Here is a 16,589-nt window from a genome sequence, read left to right as displayed (position 1 = left end):
TCAGCCGTTCAGCGGGACACGTCGGCCGACCCGCTCGCGTGTCGCCCTGTCTAGCGGGTTGAATGGGGCGATGCAGAACCTTTTGCCAGAGCCACCGGCCACCCGCCTGCCCGTGAACGACGAGGCCGACGCCGCCCTGGCCGCCGCCGACGAGGCCGGCACCGATGAGGCGTACGCCAACGTGGCGGCCGGCTTCCCGACCTACAGCGCGGCCTGGGCGGAGCTCGCGGCGCGGGCGTTCGCGCAGGGCCAGGTGGTGACGGCGTACGCGTACGCCCGCACCGGTTACCACCGGGGCCTCGACCAGCTGCGCCGCAGTGGTTGGAAGGGGCACGGCCCGGTGCCGTGGTCACACGAGCCCAACCGGGGCTTCCTCCGTTGCCTCTACGTGCTGTCCCGCGCCGCCGACGAGATCGGCGAGGCCGACGAGGCGGCCCGCTGTGCCCAGTTCCTGCGCGACTGCGACCCGGAAGCGGCGGACGCGCTGGCGAGCAACTGACCCCGCCCCGGCGGCCGGCCCGACATCGGGCCGGCCGTCGGTGGGTTGGGCCCTACAGCCCTTCGGCGACCGCCGCGGCGATCTTCAGCCAGGCGTCCCGGGTGGCCGAGGAGAGCCCGCCGTACCGGATCGGCTCGCCACTGTCGATGAGCCGCTCGTACGGGGCCAGCAGCACCGCCCGGGTGCGGGCCGCGAAGTGCTCCTGGATGGCCGGCAGGTCGATCTCCTTGCGGGACGGTGGCATCGACACCACCGTCACGGCCTGACGGACCAGCCGTTGCCGGCCGCTCTGTTCCAGGTGGTCGAGCATCCGGGCGGCGGTCTCGGCGGAGTCGTTACGGGCCGACATGGTGACCACCAACTGGTCGGTGGCGTCCATCGACGCCTGCCAGTTCTGTGCCCGGACGTTGTTCCCGGTGTCCACGAAGATCAACTTGTAGAACCGGCTGACCACCTCACGGATCTCGGCGAACGCGGCAGCCGTCAACATCTCGCCACCGGTGGCCGACTCGTCCGAGGCCAGGACGTCGAACATCCCCTCGCCCTGCGAGCGGACGTACTGCGACAGGTCGCCGACCCGCCCGTGCGCACCCTGGAACTGCCCGAGGTCACGCAGCATGTCCCGCACGGTGCGGGAGTGGAAGTCCTGTTGGGCGCGCATCCCCAGGGTGCCCTGGGTTTCGTTGTTGTCCCAGGCCAGCACGTAGCCGCCACGCTTCTGACCGAACGTCATCGCGAGCAGCAGGATGGCCACCGTCTTACCGGCACCACCCTTCGGGTTCACCACGGTCACCTGCCGCAGACCGCCGAAGTTGCGGCGCACCATCTCGATGTCCCGCTTGAGCTCCTGCTCGTGCCGCCCGGGAGAGAGTCGGAGCAGGCCCATCTTGTTGACCACCGCGCGTACACCCATTGTCGCCACCGGGTCGGCGGGTCGAACCTGGCGGCGTCGGGCGAAGTCCTCGGCGGTCGGAGCGGCGGTGGTGTCCGGTGTCCAGCTCGCGTCCGGGTACGCGGCCGCGTCCGGGTACGCGGGGGCCGGCACCCGGGTCACCCCGTCGGCCTCCTGGTACGGCTGCCCGGGCGTGCCGCCGGGCGAGCCCTGCTGCCAGGGCGGCGGGTACCAACCCGGCGAGGGCGGGAACGGCCCGGGTGGTGGGGTCCCCGGCCCGGCCTGCCCAGCAGCGTGCTGCGGTGCGGCAATGCCGTGCGGTGGGTTGTTGAACTGCGTCACGTCGGGCGGCGGTGGAATCTGCGCCGGGCCGGCCTGGCCGGGGATGAACGGCTGCCCGGGGTGTGCCTGCCCGGCGTCGGCGTGCGGGGCGACCGGCGGCGGCGGAATCGGAGGCGTCGCGCCGGACTCGCCCTGGGCGGGCGTGGCCGTTCCGGCCGGGCGTTGCGGCGGGTACGCCCACGGCGACTCGGCAATCGGCCGCGCCGGCCCGTCGGCGGACCCGTCCGCACCGGGCCCGCCGGCCTGGTGCACCGGCTGGCCGGGCTGCGGTGTCGGCCCATCAGCCTGCGGTGTCGGCCCACCAGTCTGGGGCACGGTCCCGCCAGGCTGCGGTGCCGGCCCGGCCGCCGCGAGGGCTGCGGCCGAGGGGTCTGCCGGTGCGGGGCCGGCGGCCGTCGGGCTGTCGGTGGCGTTCGGGCTGGCGGCGGACGCGGTGGCCGCCGGGACGGGCCGGTCGGCGGCTGCGGCCGTGGTGGGGCGGTCGGCGGCTGCCGATGCGGCGGGGCGGTCGGCGGCGGTCGGGTTGTCCAGGGTGAACGGCAGGTTCAGGTCGACGCCGCCCGGGGTGATCGGCCCGGCGGTCGGGCCCCGGTCGCCGGGTTGTACCTGAGTCGCTTCACCGGCCTGGCTGGCCGGGTCGGGCGCGGCACTGCCCGCGTCGCTCGCGGAGGGACGGCCGTCCCTCGGCGCGGAGGTGGTGCTCGGCGTCGCGGCGGCAGCCGGCATGCTGGTGCCGGCTGGCCCACCGTTGCTCCCCGGGCCGGTCGCCGGCGGCGTCGGCCGGGCGCCGGTCGCTGGCGGAGCGGGCGGTGACGCAGCGGCCGGGTCGGTCGGCGGCGGCCAACTCGGCTGCGCCGGCGCCCAACCCGACCCGGCGCCGGACGGGCCGCTGGCCCCCCACCCCCCGGGCGCCGGGACGGCGCCGGTGAGCGACGGGTAGTCCGACGGCGAGGGCGGCGACTGGGCCGCAGCGCCCGGCTGGCCGGGAACCGGCGGTCGCCCGATCGGCGGCGCGGCCACCGGTGGCGTGACCGGATGTGTGACCGGCGACGGCCCACCCCGCTGCTCGGTGACCGCAGCCCACGGCGGCACCGCGCCCCGGTCGCCCGGATCTGGCGGCCAGAGTGGTTCGACGTCCCGCTCCGGCACCGGCTGCTGGCCGGGCACCTGCGCCCGGTCGGCGTTCTCGTCCATTACGGCCCTCCCCAGTCCTCCTGCGAGGATAGGCCCAATCGCCCAACAGGGCCGATCGGCGCAGGCAGGTCGGCCGGTCGGTGCGGTCGAGGTCAGATCGACCAGACCGCCCACGCGCCCGGCTCGACCCACCAGGAACGCTTCCGGGTCAGCTCGCCCTCGACACCATCGTCGAGGTACGGCACCTTGCCCTCCCTGGGCAGCACCGACACCGCCCGCCCACGGGCCCGCCGAACTTCGAGGCGTACCCGCTTGCGCCCCCAGGCCGAGCGGACGACCACCGGCACGGCCACCGCGACCTCGACCTGGCCGTCGGCCGGGTCCGGTGCGGTCAGCAGCGTCACGTCGTTGAGCGTCGCGTACCCGCCGGCGTTGCCGACGGCGCAGGCCAGCAGCGGTTCCGCACCGTCGGTGAGGATGGTGTCGTCGACCTCCACCCGGGCGCGCCAGTGCAGCGGCCGGCCGGCGTCGTCGGCCGCGCCGAGGAGCGCGCCGTCCAGGGTCACCGAGCCGCCGTCGTTGCGCAGCAGGTCCAACCGGCGCGGCGTGCCGTCCAGCACCGCGGTGGCCACCGCCGCCGGGTCACGGGGCAGCCCGAGCTGCGCGACCAGGTCCCGTTGGGTGCCGCCGCGGGCCGGGTCGAGCGGGAGTACGGCCACCGGCGGCAGGTCGGGCAGGGTCCGGTTGCCGGGCAGGTCCGCCGGGCGCTTGCTCGGCGCCGGGGCGTACCGCTTGACCAGCCGGCGCAGCACTGCGCGCAACTGCCCGTCGCTGGCAGTGGCGACGACCAGCCGGGTCTTGCTGTCCGGATCCGGCCAGGTGAGGCCGTCCGGGCGGGTCGGGCCGTCGAGCCGGGCCAACACCGCGTCGATCTCCGCGTCGGAGCGGGCGGTGACCGTCTCCACCCGGGCGCCCCGGGCGTTCAGCGCGTCGGCGCACGCCAGCACCGGCACCCGGGGCCGCTCCGTCGCGCACTGCCCGGTGTCGGTGCTGGCCTGGCCGGTGTCGGTCTGGTCGGTGTCGGTCTGGTCGGTGTCGGCTTGGCCGGTGTCGGTCTGGCTCGTCGGGGCGGTGTCGGCCCCGGTCGCGCCGCCGCAGCAGGCCCCGCCGCTGCCACAGCCCCCGGGAGCGTCCCGCTCCGAACCGAGGGTGAGCAGCACCACGTCGTACACGGAAGGAGCCTCCTGCCTCTCGACGCGACCCCTGCCGGCCGCGCCGTCACTACTTGTTAACCTGACACCCCGGGCTCGCCGAGCGGTCGCCACCTGGCACCCGAGCCTTCTGGAGGCGGAAAAGATGCCAGCGATCGTGCTCATCGGCGCTCAGTGGGGCGACGAGGGCAAGGGCAAGGTTACCGACCTGCTGGGTGAGCGGGTCGACTACGTCGTGCGCTACTCCGGCGGCAACAACGCCGGGCACACGGTGATCACCCCGGACGGCCAGAAGTACGCGCTGCACCTGATGCCGTCCGGTGCGCTCTCGCCGAACGCGATGATCGTCATCGGCAACGGTGTGGTGGTCGACCCGAAGGTGCTGCTCGCCGAGATCGACGGCCTGGCGGAGCGCGGCGTCGACGTGTCCCGGCTGCGGATCTCCGGTGACGCGCACCTGATCATGCCGCATCACCGGGCGCTGGACCGGGTCATCGAGCGGTACCTCGGCTCGTCCCGGATCGGCACCACCGGCCGCGGCATCGGCCCGGCGTACGGCGACAAGGTCGCCCGGATCGGCATCCGCCTCCAGGACCTGCTCGACCCGGGCATCCTGCGCAAGAAGCTGGAACTCGCGCTGCGCGAGAAGAACCAGATCCTGTTCAAGGTCTACAACCGCAAGGCGATCGACCTCGAGGCGACCGTCGAGGAGTACCTGGCGTACGCCGAGCGCCTCAAGCCGTACATCGCGGAGACCCGGGCGATGCTCTGGGACGCCCTGGACCGGGGCGAGACGGTGCTGCTGGAAGGCGCCCAGGCCACCATGCTCGACATGGACCACGGCACCTACCCCTTCGTGACCTCGTCGAACCCGACCGCCGGTGGCGCCTGCGTGGGCGCGGGCATCCCGCCGACCGCGATCAACAAGGTCATCGCGGTGAGCAAGGCGTACACCACCCGGGTGGGTGCCGGGCCGTTCCCGACCGAGCTGTTCGACGCCAACGGTGACCACCTGCGCAAGATCGGCGCGGAGTACGGCACCACCACCGGGCGGGAGCGCCGGTGCGGGTGGTTCGACGCGGTCGTCGCCCGGTACGCCTGCCGCCTCAACGGCGTCACCGACCTGGTCATCACCAAGCTGGACGTGCTCACCGGCCTGCCCAAGGTGCCGATCTGCGTCGGCTACGAGATCAACGGCGTCCGGGTCGACGACATGCCGATGAGCCAGACGGACTTCCACCACGCCAAGCCCGTCTTCGAGGAACTCGACGGCTGGTGGGAGGACATCACCAAGGCCCGCACCATCGACGACCTTCCGGAGAACGCCCGCCGCTACATCGCGAGGGTCGAAGAACTCTGCAACACGAGGGTGAGCGTCGTAGGCGTAGGCCCAGGCCGAGAAGAAAACGTAGTCCTCCACCCCCTCCTCCCCTAACCCCACCACCCCAACCCCCAACCCCCACCCCCACCCGGTGCCCGCCTCGGTGATCAAGAGGTTTGCGTCAGATCTGGTCGTGAGGTTGACGTAAACCTCTTGATCACCGAGGCGGACTGTGGGGTTATCCACAGGGGCTCGAGGGTTGTCCACAGGGGCTTCGTTCGAGTGGGGTGGGTGGGCAGGGTGTGGGTGTGGGTGCACATCAACTTCTTCACCACATTGCGGCCGGGCAGGACGGCATGGTCACCCTGGGCCAGGCATTGCGTGCCGGCCTGACCAGGGACCAGATCCGACAGTTGCACCGGTCCGGCAGGTGGCAGCGGGTTCTCCGTGGGTGCTTCGTTCCAGAAGCGGAGTTGAGTGATTCGACGCGTCGGCGGGCGCGAATCCGCGCTGCGGTCATGAGCCTCGGCCCAGGCGCCTTCGCTGTTCTGGACTCCGCGTTGGAGTTGCACGGCATCGCGGGTCTTCGCCGGACAGCACAGGTCCACGTCTCGGTGCCAGTCGATCGACCCCGACCTCAGCGCTCACTGGTGCCGTGGTTGACGGTGCATCAGGTGACCGTCGGCCCCGGCGACATCGTCCAGGTTGCGGGCATCCCGGCGACCTCTCCGCTTCGCACCGTCTCGGACGTCATCCTTCGGGTTGATCGTTATCCAGCGGTCTCGGTCCTCGACTCAGCTCTGAACCAGGGTCGCATCGATCCGGCACATCTGGCGGCCATTCCGAGCCTGATCCGGGGGCGTCGGGGCGCGGTCATGGCACGCGCCTGCCTCGCCGAGGCGGACGGGCGGGCGCAGTCGCCGCTGGAGACGCGTAGCCGGCTGCGGTGCGTGGACGGCCGGGTGCCGCCGGACACGCTGCAGTTGGAAGTGCGCGACGATGACGGCTATCTGCTCGGCATTGGCGACCTGGGCTGGCGCGGCCCAAGGCTGATTGCCGAAGCGGACGGCCGAGACGCGCATGGCACTCCGGAGGCCGCCTACGCCGACCGCCGTCGCCAGAACCGCCTGGTCAACGCTGGCTGGACCATCCTCCGTTTCACCTGGCAGGACACCCTCCACCCCACCTACATCCCCCAAACGGTCCGCCAAGCGATCGCAGTCGCGGTCGCCCAACGAAGGTGATCAAGAGGTTTCCGTCAAGAACGAGTCCACCGCTGACGCAAACCTCTTGATCACCGAGGCCCTACGGGGGCGGGCGAGGTGGAGGGGGACAGTAGGATCTCGGGCGTGCGGGTTCTTTTGGTGGGTGGTGGCGGGCGGGAGCACGCGCTTGCGCTTGGGTTGACGGACGATCCTGGGGTTTCCGCGCTTGTTGCGGCGCCGGGTAATCCGGGGATCGCCAGCGTGGCTGAGCTGCGAGCGGTCACTCCGACAGATCCGGCCGCGGTGGCGGCGTTGGCCGTGGAGGTGGCGGCTGACCTGGTGGTGGTCGGGCCCGAGGCGCCACTTGTCGCCGGGGTCGCCGATGCGGTACGCGCCAAGGGCATCGCCGTGTTCGGTCCATCCGGTGCGGCCGCGCAGTTGGAGGGCTCCAAGGCGTTCGCCAAGGACGTGATGACCGCCGCCGGCGTGCCGACCGCCCGGGCGTACGTCTGCACGGACGAGGAGAGCACCGCCCGGGCGCTGGACGAGTTCGGCGCGCCGTACGTGGTGAAGGACGACGGGCTCGCCGCCGGCAAGGGCGTGGTGGTGACCGACGACCGGGCCGCCGCGTTGGCACACGCGGACGAGTGTGGACGTGTCGTGGTCGAGGAGTTCCTCGACGGCCCGGAGGTCAGCCTCTTCGTGGTCACCGACGGCGAGGCGGCGCTGCCGCTGGTGCCGGCACAGGACTTCAAGCGGCTCGGCGACGGCGACACCGGGCCGAACACCGGTGGCATGGGGGCGTACGCGCCACTGGCCTGGGCCCCGTCCGGCCTGGTCGACGACGTGATGCGCGATGTGGTCCACCCGACGCTCGCGGAGATGCGTCGCCGGGGCACCCCGTTCGCCGGCCTGCTCTACGTCGGGCTCGCGATCACCGCCGCCGGCCCTCGGGTGATCGAGTTCAACGCGCGCTTCGGTGACCCGGAGACCCAGGTGGTGCTCGCGTTGCTGGAGACCCCGTTGGGTGGGCTGCTGCACGCGGCGGCCACCGGCTCGTTGGCCGAGCATCCGCCGCTGCGGTGGCGGAGCGGCAGCGCCGTGACCGTGGTGCTCGCCTCGGCGGGTTATCCGGCCGCGCCGCGCACCGGCGACGTGATCACCGGTGCGGACCGTCCGGGCATCATCCACGCGGGCACCGCCCGTCGGGCCAGCGACGGCGCGTTGCTCTCCGCCGGCGGCCGGGTCCTCTGCGGTACGGCCACCGGCGCCGACCTGGCCGCCGCGCGGGACGCCGCGTACGCGCTGGTGGACGGGGTGGAGTTGGCCGGCTCGCAGCACCGCACCGACATCGCCGCCGCCGCGATCGAGGATCGGATCACGATTCCCGGCTGAACACCGACCTCGACCCGGCGGGCACGCACCAGCCGCGGCGCCTCCCCGCCCGTCAGCCGTAGTAGCGGCGCAGTTCTCGGGTGAGCACCTTGCCGGTGGCGTTGCGAGGCAGGTACTTCACGAAGATCACGTCCCGGGGGACGCTGAACCGGGCCAGGAAGTGCCGGACGTACTCGCGGACCGCCTCGGGGTCGAGGGTCTCGCCGGGGTGCAGGGCGAGGAACGCGGAGAGGCGCTGGCCGTACTCGGGGTCGGGCACGCCGATCACGGCCGCCTCGCGGACCTGTGGCAGTTGCGCGAGCAGGTCCTCCACCTCGGACGGGAAGACGTTCTCGCCGCCAGAGACGATCATGTCGTCGGCCCGCCCGTCGACGAAGAGCAGCCCGTCGGCGTTGAGCCGGCCGAGGTCGCCGGTGTCGAGCAGGCCGTCGTGGGTTTCCCGGTTGGCGCCTGAGGTGTAGCCCTCGAAGAGCATCTCGTTGCCGACGAGGATCCGCCCGACCCGTCCGTCCGGTACGGGTTGGCCGTCGTCGTCGAGCAGTTCCAGCCGGGTGCCGTGCGGGGGACGACCGGCGGTGGTGGGTGCCTGACGCAGGTCCTGCGGGCCGGCGATGGAGGCCCAGGAGACCTCGGTGGACCCGTAGAGGTTGTAGAGGACGTCTCCGTAGACGTCCATGAACTTCGGGGCCAGCCCGCCGGGCAGGGCGGAGCCGCTCACTGCGACGACAGTGAGCGGGGGGCGCGGGTCCGGCGGGGGCACCTCCAGCAGCCGTTGCAGCATCACCGGTACGGCGAAGAGAGCGTCGCACCGGTGCGTGCTCAGGGCGGCGAGCGTGGCGGCCGGGTCGAAGCGGCGGTGCAGCACGATGGTGGCTCGTAGTGCCAGGCAGACCTGGAGGGCGGCGAATCCCCAGGTGTGGAAGATCGGCGCGGCGATCATCACCCGGTCCCGGGCGTGCAGGGGGATGCGGTCGATGATGGACACCAGTGGACCGAAGCCGCTGGGCGTCGGTCGGCGAGCGCCCTTGGGCGTACCGGTGGTGCCGGAGGTGAGGACGATGATCCGGCCGTCGCGCTCGGGCGGGTGGAGGTCACCCGGCAGTGCCCCGGCCACCAATTCCTCGCGGGCGCGTTCGTCGAGCCGGGACAGCTCGGCGGGGAGGCCGAGGACCCGCTCGGCGAACTCGTCGTCGTGCACGAGGAGCCGCAGCCGCTGTTCCTCGGCGACGGTGCCCAGCTGGGCGGCGCTGAGCCCGGTGTTGACAAGTACCGCGTCGACGCCGAGCAGGGTGGCGGCGACGATCGTCTCGATCAGTCCGTGGTGGTTACGGCAGAGCACGCCGATCCGGTCGCCGGCCTGTACGCCGAGCCCGGCCCGCATCGAGCGGGCCATCCGCTCGGCCCGGTCGAGCAGGTCGTGGTAGGTCAGCTCGACGCCGTTCTCGTCGATGACGGCGGGTCGGCCCGGGTCCCGGGCGGCTGCTTGGCGTAGCTCGCCTGCCAGGCTCCACCCCCACGTGCGCAACGCGTTGAGCTGCGAGGCGACCCGGACCGGGCTGCCGGGGGTGAGCAGCCCGCGACGGGTCAGCGTGGCAACGATGAACGGCAGGTCCATGCCGCAGACCTCCTCGGGTGGTGCGCGGACGGGGCGTCGGCCCGCCCGTCCATCAGGGCTTCTTTCCTTGATCATGCACTGGGCGCGGCTGAAGGCCCAGTTGGCGTCGGCGTGGGGTGACAAAGACGGCAAAGATCGTGGAATCCGGGCCACCGTCGGCCCGACCCTGGTCGAGGAGGGGTCGGGCCGACGGCGGTCAGCGGATCTGCATCCCGGAGATCGCCCGGGAGATGACCAGTCGTTGGATTTCCGAGGTGCCCTCGAAGATGGTGTAGATCTTGGCGTCCCGGTACCAGCGCTCGACCGGGTGGTCACGCAGGAAGCCGGCCCCGCCGAGCAGTTGCACTGCCTTCTCGGTGACCGAAACGGCCACTTCGCCGGCCTTGAGCTTGGACATCGATCCTTCGCCCGCGGTGAACGGGCGGTTGTTGCGGCCCATCCACGAGGCCCGCCAGACCAGCAGCCGCGCCGCGTCGATCTCCATCCGCATGTCGGCCAGCGCGAACGCTACCGCCTGGTTCTCGATGATCGGGCGTCCGAACTGGACCCGGTCCTTCGCGTAGTCGAGGGCGTACTCGTAGGCGGCCCGGGCCACGCCGAGCGCCTGGGCGCCGACGGTGGGTCGGGACAGCTCGAAGGTGCGCATCGCGGCCTGCCCGGTGGCTCGCTGACCGGAGCGGGCACGGTCGAGTCGTTCCAGCAGGGCGTCTCGTCCGCCGAGCAGGCAGCGGCCGGGTACGCGGACCCCGTCGAGGAAGACGTCGGCGGTGTGTGACGCGCGGAGGCCGAGTTTGCGCAGCTTGCGGGTGGCGGCCAGGCCGGGGGTGCCCGGCGGTACGACGAACGCCGCCTGACCCCGGGAGCCGAGCGCGGGGTCGACGGAGGCGGTGACCACGTGCACTCCGGCGATTCCGCCGTTGGTGGCGTACGCCTTCTGGCCGGTGAGCACCCACTCGTCGGTGGCCTCGTCGTAGACGGCCCGGGTGCGCATCGCGCCGACGTCGGAGCCGGCTTCCGGCTCGCTGGTGCAGAAGGCGGCGACGGCTGGCGAGTCGACGTCGCCGAAGCACTGCGGCACCCACTCGACCATCTGGTCGGGGGTGCCGGCGCCGTAGATGGCGGCGACGGCGAGTGAGGTGCCGAAGATGCTCATGCCGATGCCGGCGTCACCCCAGAACAGTTCTTCGCTGGCGATCGGCAGGGAGAGCCCGGTGGGGTCGGCCCAGCAGGTGGCGAGGAACTCGAAGCCGTAGAGGCCGACCTTGGCGGCTTCCTGGATCACCGGCCAGGGGGTGTCCTCGCGCTCGTCCCACTCGGCGGCGGCTGGGCGCACGACCTCGGCGGCGAAGCCGTGCACCCAGTCGCGTAGATCCCGCTGTTCCTCGTTCAGGTCGAGCGAGAACTCAGCCATGTCAGGCCTTGGGGATGTCGAACAGGTTGGCGATGTTGGCGGCGAGGCCGAGGTCGCCCTTCGCCTTCAACTTGCCGGTCATGAACATCATCACCGGGTTGGCGCCACCGGAGACGATCTTCAGGAACTCGACCGGGCCCATGGTGAGGCTCAGCTTCGGGTCGTGCTGCGGGGTCTCGTTCACGACGCAGGTGCCGTCGGCGATGACCACCTCGTAGGTGTCGCTGCCGCCGTCGGGGCGACCGGTGATGATCCAGTGGATGACCGCGTTTGTGGAACCGGCCCGGTCCGCGCGGAACAGCGACGGCATCCGGCCGAACACCTCGCCCAGGACCTTGTCGCGCAGGTCGCCGGACATCACCTGGGCGATCTTGTCGTCCGGGGTGGACTTGACCAGCTGGGCGAACTCCTTGGGGCCCACGTTGGCGAAGGTGGCCGGGTCGAAGTCAGTCATCAGGTGCGCCTTCCGGAAGATTGGCTACTCGCGCGTAACCCTACGCACGAGTAGGTATGCTCGCAAGGTGTCCAGCGTCCCCGCCTTCAAGCGCCTGCCTCGCGCCGTCCGCGAGCAGCAGATGCTCGACGCGGCCGTCAAGGTCTTCTCCCGACGTGGCTTCCACGCCGCCAGCATGGACGAGATCGCCGAGGACGCCGGCATCTCCAAACCCATGGTGTACGCGTACCTCGGCACCAAGGAGGAGCTCTTCGTCGCCTGCCTGCACCGGGAGGGCACCCGGATGATGCAGGCCATCGCCGGGGCGGCGGCTCCCGACCTGCCGGCCGACGAGCGGCTCTGGCGCGGGCTGAGGGCGTTCTTCGGCTTCGTGGGCGCCCATCGGGACGGCTGGGCGGTGCTCTACCGGCAGGCCCGGGGCGAGCAGCCGTTCGCCGGCGAGTTGGCCACCATGCGGGCCCGGCTGGTCGAGGTGGTCGCCGGAATGCTCGACCACGCGCTGCGCGCCGAGGGCCGCGAGATCGCCGCCATCGACCTGGAGGTCGTCGCGTACGCCCTGGTCGGCGCGACCGAGTCGTTGGCCGACTGGCTCGCGGACCACCCGGACGCGGAGCCGGAGAAGACTGCCACCCGGATGATGAACGTGGCCTGGCTCGGTGCCGCCCAACTGCTGCACGGCGTCACCTGGCGTCCGCCGGCCGACTGACGGCCCCGGCGGGAACGGCGTCGGTGCCCGGGCTCGCCGACCCGCGCCGTACGGCGGCGGTTGCGGAGCCAGCGGACCACCTCGACGACCACCGTCACCGTCAGGGCCAGGCCCAGACCGAGCAGGAGACCGCGCAGCGGGTCCTGCTCGAAGGCCAGCCCGCCGACGTAGCCGACCAGCGCCGAGTAGAGCCCCCACGAGCTGGCGGCCAGCGCGTCGAAGGCCAGGAACCGTCGCCGTGGATAGCGCACCGCGCCCATGGTGAGGGTGACAGCGGTCCGGCCGCCCGGAACGTAGCGGGCCACGGTGAGGATCAGACCGCCCCGGGTGGCGATCCCCCGACGGGCCCGGTCGATGGCGCCTCGGCGTCGACCGTCGGGGGGCAGCCGGTCGAGCAGCCGGGTGCCGCCACCCCGCCCGATGGCGTACGAGACGTGGTCGCCGACCAGCGCCCCGGCGGCTGCCACCAGGATCACCGCCGGCAGGTACGGCGCTCCGGAGGCCGCGAACACCCCTGCGGTGATCACCGCCGTCTCGCTCGGCACCACCGGGAAGAAGCCGTCGAGCACCGCGATCGCGAAGATCGCCAGGTACACCCAGGGTGAGGACATCGTGTCGTGCAGCAGGTCGAGCAGATCCATGATCCCGATGCTGGTCGGCGCGGCGGCTCCCGACATCGGCCAGTGGTCAGGTGGGCGGCACTACTTAGGTAGCGGCCGGCCCGGACTGTGCATCGGGGTCATCCCCCACCTCACCCCGGTACGGCGCTGTGGGGCGGCCCGACACGTCGGCTGAGCCCTAGGCTCGCTGCGTGGCCTCCAACGCCGTCGCCCTCCGGCGGGTCGTCCATCGGTACGCCCCGCCGCTGCTCGCCGTCCTGGTCGCCGCAGCCGTGTGGGCCAGCGCGACCGGTGACATCGGGGTCCACTCGCCGCTGCCGAGCGTGGTCGTGCTGCTGATCGCACTGGGCTCAGCATGGGCCGCCGGTACGGTCCGGACCCGCCGCTGGCCGTTGTTCCTGGCCGCGGCGGTCGGCTGGTTGGTGCTCGCCGCGGCGGCCGCCGGGGTGCTGGCCTCGTACCAGGCGGGTCTGCGGTTGCGCGGTCGCCAACTCGCCGGTTACCTCGCCGGTGCGGCCCTGGTGCTGACCGGCGGGGTGCTGGTCGGGCTGGCGGTGGGTGGCGTACGCCGGATCACCACCGCCAGCACCGGCAACGTGCTGCTGCTCGCCGCCTGCCTGGTGGGGCTTCCGTTGGTCTTCGGCCTCTGGGTGCGGGCCCGTCAGGACACGCTCGCCGCTCTGCGGGACCGGGCCGAGCGGCTGGAACGCGAGCAGGAGGCCCGCGCCGACCGGGTCCGTGCCGAGGAGCGGACCCGGATCGCCCGGGAGATGCACGACGTGGTGGCACACCGGGTCTCGTTGATGGTGGTGCATGCCGGGGCGCTGGAGGTGACCGCCGTGGACCCGGCGACCGTCGAGGCCGCCGCGCTGATCCGGACGACCGGCAGGCAGGCGCTCACCGACCTGCGCGAGGTGCTGGGTGTGCTGCGCCAGGCCGGCCCGGCCGTGACGCCGGAGCGGGGGCTCGACACGTTGGACGAGTTGATCGGGGAGTCCCGTGCCGCCGGACTGCGGGTGTCCCGGCAGGACGAGGGTGTGCCGACGGCACTGCCGGCGACGCTGGGGCGTACCGCGTACCGGGTGGTCCGTGAGGCGCTGACCAACGTGCGCAAACACGCGGCCGACGCCGAGACGACGGTCTGCCTGCGCTACCTGCCCGACGGGCTGGAGGTGCTGGTCCGCAACGGCCCGTCCGAGGGCGGGTCGGCGCTGCCGGGTGCCGGGCAGGGGCTGCTCGGGCTGCGTGAGCGGGTGGAGCTGCTCGGCGGCCGGTTGGAGGCAGCTCCGGTGGACGGCGGCTTCCTGGTCCGGGCTCTGATCCCGCTGGCGGGTGCGGCGTGATCCGGGTGGTGGTGGTCGACGACGAGCAGCTGGTCCGGGCCGGGCTGCGGCTGATCCTTGAGGCGGCGGAGGACATCACTGTCGTCGGAGAGGCGGCGGACGGCGCCGGCGCGCTGGAGCAGGCCCAGCGGTTACGCCCCGACGTGGTGCTGCTCGACGTGCGGATGCCGGGCGTCGACGGGCTGACCGCAGCGCCCGACGTCGTCGCCGCCGGCCCAAAGGTGATCATGTTGACCACCTTCGACCTCGACGAGTACGTGCACCGCGCGCTGCGGGCCGGCGCTGTCGGCTTCCTGCTCAAGGACACTCCGCCCCGGGAGTTGGCCGCCGCCGTCCGTACGGTGGCCGCCGGCAACGCGATGCTCGCCCCGACGGTGACCCGGCGTCTGATCAGCTCGTTCGCCGAGCGTGGCCCGGCCCGCCGGGACGCGGCCCGTGAGCGGCTCGCACCGCTGACCGAGCGGGAGCTGGCGATCGTCCGGGAGGTGGCGCGCGGGCACGGCAACGCGGAGATCGCCCGGCGGCTGACGATGAGCGAGGCCACGGTCAAGGCACACGTCAGCCGGGCGCTGGCGAAACTCCACGCGGGCAACCGTGTGCAGTTGGCCATCCTGGTGTACGACGCCGACCTGCTGTGACGGGTGTCAGGTCGATCCGGCCCGGTCGGTGGTGCTGGTGGTGGCGGCGCGCTGGCGCGCCCGGTGGCGCAGCCAACGGACGCCCTCGATGCCCAGCGTGACGATCACCGACAGGCCGATCCCGGCGAGGACGCCCTTGACGGGGTGCCGTTCGAAGGCCAGCCCACCGAAGTAGCCGAGCAACCCGCAGTACAGGGCCCAGGTGACCGTTGCAATCGCGTCGTACAGCAGGAACGACCGGCGGGAATAGCGCACCGCGCCCATGGTGAGGGTGACGGCCGTCCGCCCGCCCGGCAGGTACCGGGAGGTGGTCAGGATCAGCCCGCCGCGCCGGTTCAGCGCGCGCCGGGCCCACTCCGAGCTGGCTCGTCGGCGGCTGCCGTCGGGAAACCCGGCGAGGCGTCTCGCGCCGCCACCGCGCCCGATGGCGTACGAGACGTGGTCACCGGCGCAGGCGCCCAGGGCGGCGGCGCCGATCACCGCCGCCAGCTTGGGATTTCCGCTGGTGGAGAGCACGGCGGCGGTGATGACGGCCGCCTCGCCGGGTACGGCCGGAAAGAACGCGTCGACCGCCGTGAGCCCGAAGATCAGCAGGTACACCCACGGTGAGGCGACCAGCTGTCGGAGCAGGTCGAGCGCGGAGTCCATGCCCCCATGCTCGCCGGGCGCGACCCGCCCGGTGGCCGAAGCCGTTGGATAACCCCCACCTCTCCCCGCGCCGATCTTGCACTTTGTGTCCGAACCAACCCCCGCAAAAGCTGCATAACAACTACCGAAAGTGCAAGATCGACGGGGGCAGGGCGGGGCGGGGCGGGGCGGGGCGGGGCGGGGCGGGGCGGGGCGGGGACGGGGTGGGTCAGGCCGCGTGGGCCAGGGTTCGTGGGGCTAGCAGGGGGCCGTGTGGGGTCTTGTCGTTGGCGGTGGGGCCGTGCGAGGTGAGCACCACCGGGGCGTCCAGCTCCGCGCTTACCGCTGCGGGCCAGTCCTGCGGTTTGTCGTCGTACAGCGGGCGGGAGCGCAGCAGGCGGGCGGTGAGCGCGGCCTGCCGGTCCAGGTCACCGGGCGGGCCCGGGGTGAGCCGGTCCGTGGTGTCGTAGCGGCGGCAGATCCGCAGGTCGGGGCCGGCCAGGTCGAGGTGGGTCAGGGCCAAACCGTCCACACCGCCGGCTGCGGCGAGGGCGTACCGGTGGGCGACCGCGTCGAAGTGGCCGAACCGGAACCGGCCCTGCCAGGGGTTCGTGGCGTTGTGCGCGTCGGCGAACGGCAGGCTCGGATCCTCGGTCACCAACGGACCGTGCCCGTGCCGGGTGGTCACCACGCGGAGCACCCCGATCCGGGTCACGTCGCCGGGCCGGCCCGCCTCGGCGAGCAGGCTGTCGACGTTGGCGAACGTGGTGGTGCTCCAGGTGGTGTACGGGTGGAAGCCGTGCCACTCGTCGAGCAGCACCCCCTGCGCGCCCTCGAAGACGCAGGTCCCGGTGCGCAACGCCCCGGCGAGCCAGCTGCCGTCGACGACGGCGACCCGGTCGGCGAACCCGGTGAACGCGGGCAGGCAGTCCTCGATCGGTGGCGCTTCCAACTGGCCCAGCTCGGCGGTCAGCCGGTCCCGCAGTGTGGTCAGCCGGCGGCGCAACAGTGCCGGGTGGTGGCAGTCGGCGACCCGCGGCGCGTCGTCGGGGGGGGGGGGGGGGTCTGCCGCCCGCCCCCCCCCCCCCCCCCCCCCGCGGGGCGCGCGGGCGGGGACCCCGCGGGGGGGGGCGGGGCGGGGGGGGGGGGCGGGGGTGGGGGGGGGGGCCTCGGCCG

13 protein-coding genes and 3 pseudogenes are annotated in these 16,589 nt (G+C 72.8%); 8 read left to right on the top strand and 8 right to left on the bottom strand.

All coding sequences use genetic code 11. The annotated features are described in order from the left end of the window. Positions 1–70: 70 nt before the first annotated feature. Positions 71–499, top strand: a complete 429-nt coding sequence (locus ABZ794_RS09255) for a DUF3151 domain-containing protein (protein WP_091396135.1) — start codon at positions 71–73, stop codon at positions 497–499. A gap of 52 nt (positions 500–551) precedes the next feature. On the opposite strand, the gene ABZ794_RS09250 is transcribed toward ABZ794_RS09255, so the two are convergent. Then, positions 552–2,303, bottom strand: a complete 1,752-nt coding sequence (locus ABZ794_RS09250; protein ID WP_357515292.1) for a chromosome partitioning protein — start codon at positions 2,301–2,303, stop codon at positions 552–554. A 716-nt stretch (positions 2,304–3,019) separates the two neighbouring features. Next, positions 3,020–4,099 (bottom strand): hypothetical protein, encoded by a 1,080-nt coding sequence (locus tag ABZ794_RS09245; protein ID WP_210782951.1) that lies wholly within the window; start codon positions 4,097–4,099, stop codon positions 3,020–3,022. 124 nt (positions 4,100–4,223) lie between these two features. On the opposite strand from ABZ794_RS09245, the gene ABZ794_RS09240 reads away from it, so the two are divergent. The 4 genes and pseudogenes from ABZ794_RS09240 (at position 4,224) to purD (ending at position 7,999) form a co-directional block, all read left to right on the top strand. Beyond that, the gene (locus ABZ794_RS09240; RefSeq protein WP_210782949.1) at positions 4,224–5,513 is read left to right on the top strand and encodes an adenylosuccinate synthase; all 1,290 of its coding nucleotides are present in this window, start codon (positions 4,224–4,226) and stop codon (positions 5,511–5,513) included. 173 nt (positions 5,514–5,686) lie between these two features. Next, positions 5,687–5,845: pseudogene (locus tag ABZ794_RS09235) on the top strand (type IV toxin-antitoxin system AbiEi family antitoxin domain-containing protein); the annotation flags it as partial. 228 nt (positions 5,846–6,073) lie between these two features. Next, the gene (locus ABZ794_RS09230; RefSeq protein ID WP_238689268.1) at positions 6,074–6,643 is read left to right on the top strand and encodes an endonuclease domain-containing protein; all 570 of its coding nucleotides are present in this window, start codon (positions 6,074–6,076) and stop codon (positions 6,641–6,643) included. Positions 6,644–6,748: 105 nt separating this feature from the next. Next, complete coding sequence (purD, locus tag ABZ794_RS09225) at positions 6,749–7,999, top strand: phosphoribosylamine--glycine ligase (protein WP_357514981.1); 1,251 nt, start codon at positions 6,749–6,751, stop codon at positions 7,997–7,999. A gap of 52 nt (positions 8,000–8,051) precedes the next feature. Here purD and ABZ794_RS09220 read toward each other — a convergent pair whose 3' ends face one another. The 3 genes from ABZ794_RS09220 to ABZ794_RS09210 all read right to left on the bottom strand — a co-directional run bounded on the left by ABZ794_RS09220 (position 8,052) and on the right by ABZ794_RS09210 (position 11,479). After that, positions 8,052–9,614 (bottom strand): AMP-binding protein, encoded by a 1,563-nt coding sequence (locus ABZ794_RS09220; protein WP_210787406.1) that lies wholly within the window; start codon positions 9,612–9,614, stop codon positions 8,052–8,054. 196 nt (positions 9,615–9,810) lie between these two features. Beyond that, positions 9,811–11,025 (bottom strand): acyl-CoA dehydrogenase family protein, encoded by a 1,215-nt coding sequence (locus ABZ794_RS09215; RefSeq protein WP_210787407.1) that lies wholly within the window; start codon positions 11,023–11,025, stop codon positions 9,811–9,813. Between the two features lies 1 nt (position 11,026). Next, complete coding sequence (locus tag ABZ794_RS09210; protein WP_196920508.1) at positions 11,027–11,479, bottom strand: SCP2 sterol-binding domain-containing protein; 453 nt, start codon at positions 11,477–11,479, stop codon at positions 11,027–11,029. 67 nt (positions 11,480–11,546) lie between these two features. Here ABZ794_RS09210 and ABZ794_RS09205 point away from each other — a divergent pair, with 67 nt between their 5' ends. Further along, positions 11,547–12,185 (top strand): TetR/AcrR family transcriptional regulator, encoded by a 639-nt coding sequence (locus tag ABZ794_RS09205; RefSeq protein ID WP_357514978.1) that lies wholly within the window; start codon positions 11,547–11,549, stop codon positions 12,183–12,185. 44 nt (positions 12,186–12,229) lie between these two features. Here ABZ794_RS09205 and ABZ794_RS09200 read toward each other — a convergent pair. Beyond that, positions 12,230–12,829 (bottom strand): annotated as a pseudogene (locus ABZ794_RS09200) (DedA family protein); the annotation flags it as partial. A gap of 167 nt (positions 12,830–12,996) precedes the next feature. Between ABZ794_RS09200 and ABZ794_RS09195 the strand changes: the two are divergent. Beyond that, positions 12,997–14,148 carry a histidine kinase gene (locus ABZ794_RS09195; RefSeq protein WP_210787410.1) on the top strand — a complete coding sequence of 384 codons (1,152 nt, stop codon included), beginning with the start codon at positions 12,997–12,999 and terminating at the stop codon, positions 14,146–14,148. After that, on the top strand, positions 14,145–14,786 hold the full coding sequence (locus ABZ794_RS09190) for a response regulator transcription factor (RefSeq protein ID WP_238689266.1): 642 nt from the start codon (positions 14,145–14,147) through the stop codon (positions 14,784–14,786). The genes ABZ794_RS09195 and ABZ794_RS09190 overlap by 4 nt, the downstream gene beginning before the upstream one ends. Positions 14,787–14,792: 6 nt before the next feature. Here ABZ794_RS09190 and ABZ794_RS09185 read toward each other — a convergent pair whose 3' ends face one another. Together ABZ794_RS09185 and ABZ794_RS09180 are read right to left on the bottom strand one after the other, a co-directional pair. Further along, on the bottom strand, positions 14,793–15,434 hold the full coding sequence (locus ABZ794_RS09185) for a DedA family protein (RefSeq protein ID WP_210787412.1): 642 nt from the start codon (positions 15,432–15,434) through the stop codon (positions 14,793–14,795). A 208-nt stretch (positions 15,435–15,642) separates the two neighbouring features. Next, positions 15,643–16,464: pseudogene (locus tag ABZ794_RS09180) on the bottom strand (adenylosuccinate synthetase); the annotation flags it as partial. Between the last annotated feature and the right edge of the window lie 125 nt (positions 16,465–16,589).

Source organism: Micromonospora sp. NPDC047187 (genome assembly GCF_040643355.1).
GTDB lineage: Bacteria > Actinomycetota > Actinomycetes > Mycobacteriales > Micromonosporaceae > Micromonospora > Micromonospora salmantinae.
Note: the sequence above shows the minus strand (reverse complement) of the source record. Positions and strands in the feature narration are given on the sequence as shown.